We start from the raw sequence: 2,390 nt of genomic DNA, 5'->3' as shown, positions 1-2,390 counted from the left end.
CAGTAATGGTGCAGAAGTATCATTAACTTCAAAGACTACATTCCCATTTGAAAAGAAAGATGGAGAATATGGTAAAGCAGCTTCATCAGAACACACATTAAAATTAGGAGCAAAGAAATTAAATAACTTTGAAGACCTAGAAGCAAGCTTAACTATAGGGCACGTATATGCAAAAGATGGATTCAGAAAAGCTGAATTAAAGACAAAAGGAACATATGTAGGATTAAAAGATACTAAATTAAATGGAGAATTCAACTTTATAGACGAAAAAGAAGACGATGGTAAGACAGATAAGAACATGGCTGTATCATTAAAAGCTGGAGCAAACTATAAAGGAGTTAAGGATCTAGAATTAGATGGTAAATTCAACTTTAAATACCAAGTAAAAGGTACTTCAAAAGTTAAAGATATCATAACAGATTCAGATATAGTATTAAATAAAGATGCATATGCACACTCATATGAATTAGATGCTAAATACACAGGAGTAAAAGACCTAGAATTAACAGCAGGAGCATTCGTACAACACATACACTTTGATAATGGATCATTAGAAAACTATATTTCAAATCCATTTGAATACCTATATGCTCAAAGCATAATGTCAGGTGATAAAGACTTCCTTGCTAACGCACAAAAAGAAGCTAAGGAACAAAGAAAAGCTTATGATGAAGCAGTAAAAGCTTTAAAAGATTTAGAAGCAAACGAAGCAAAGATGAAAGCATACAATTTAGCTCTTGAAAATTACAATAAGGCATATGGTCTTAAAGTAGAAGCATTAAAGAAGGCTGTAGACGATGCACAAAAAGATGTTAATGAAATAGCTGTACAAGTTCAAAAAGATGTAGCACAAAAAGCACATGATAAACAAGCTGAATTAAATAAATTAAATGCAGAAAAAAAAGCTTTAGACAAGAAAAAAACTGCATTAGAAGGATATAAAGATTCATTAACTGCAAAAGTAAAAGCTGAATTTGTAGATACAAAAGATATTGATGCAGAAATTGAAAAACTTACTAAAGAAATAGCTGCATATGGTAGCGAAACTGCTGAAGGTAAGATTAAGAAAGCTAAAGATGAATTAGATACAATAGTTGATAACGGAGGAGCTAAAGCTAAAGGTACTACATTAGCAAATGCTGAAAAAGATAGAGATACATTTGATAAAGATGCATTTAAAGCAAGTCCTACTAAGTATAAACTAGAAGATGGAAAAGTAACAGCAATTGATAATAATAATGGTTCTACTGGACAACAATTAGAAACTACATTAACTACTGACCCTGTTGCTGGTGCTAAAAAAGCATTAGAAGATATTAAGAATAAATTCCCAGAAGAACTATACAAAGCAGCTAAGAAAGCAACTGCTGGATTAGTATCTAAGGTTGACTTAGTAAACTTCGGTGCTAAATTAGGTGCTAAATATACTGGTGTTAAGAACTTAACATTAACTGCTGATGGTGTATTTGCTGGTAGATATCATTCAGCTTATGATAAGTTATTCAAATACCCTGCTTATACAACAGGATATGTTAAATTACACGCTGGTGCAAAATATGACTTCAAGTTATTAAATGATAAATTAGTTGTAAGCCCAGAAGGAAATGTTACAGCTACATTTGCTGATATCTATGCTGGAATATGCAATCCAAGCTTAGTATTAGCACCAAAGGTTTCAGTTGAATACAAACCTATAGAAGAATTAAAGGTTAAAGGTTCAGTTGAAGTACCAGTAAGATTCGGATTAAATGAATTTAATGAATTTGGATACAAGAATACAGGTATTAAAGGTTCATTAAACATGAGATATGAATGGAAATAAGCCAATTCTTATTGGAAATTTAATATATAGTCGAAAAGAGGCGAAAGCCTCTTTTTTATTAATGAGATTTCGCTTTGATTTCTTCATTTTAGTAAAAAAAACTATAGCTACAAATTGCGTTTATTTAAAAGAACAAATTGTATATTCAACGTTTTAGTTAAGTATCAAACACTTGTTTTCTATTTTATCTATTTTTTATTCAGCGTTTTTTGGATATAATATACTTGACTACTATAAAAAAATAAAAAAAGGAGAAAACAATTATGAAAAAAACAATATTATTAGCAAGCGTGATTGCATCAATGACTACATTAGCAGTAGAATCACCAAAAGGATTTGTTGAAGGTACTGCTAAAGGTGGAGTAACATTTAGACAAAATGTAAGTAATGAAACTAAAATATCTGGTGATGTAGAAGAATTATCAGTTAAAGGTGAAGTGAAAGTTAATAGATTTACTTTAGGTGCTGTATTAGCTAACAAGGATCTTAAGGGTATATCAAAAGAAAATCCATTAACAACTGAAAAATACACTGATAATCTATTAGATCATTCAAGTGTATACGCTAA

2 protein-coding genes are annotated in these 2,390 nt (G+C 30.4%); both read left to right on the top strand.

Annotated elements, in window-relative coordinates; translation table 11 throughout:
- Nucleotides 1-1,822: hypothetical protein (locus tag IMK15_RS06260; protein ID WP_192942280.1), on the top strand; the 1,822-nt coding region annotated here is incomplete at its 5' end.
- Between the two features lie 263 nt (nucleotides 1,823-2,085).
- Nucleotides 2,086-2,390 (top strand): hypothetical protein (locus IMK15_RS06255; RefSeq protein ID WP_192942279.1); only part of this gene is annotated, 305 nt, incomplete at its 3' end.

The sequence above is a fragment of the Sneathia sp. DSM 16631 genome (assembly GCF_014892235.1).
Taxonomy (GTDB): Bacteria; Fusobacteriota; Fusobacteriia; order Fusobacteriales; family Leptotrichiaceae; genus Sneathia; species Sneathia vaginalis.
This window is presented reverse-complemented; position numbering and strand designations above follow the sequence as displayed.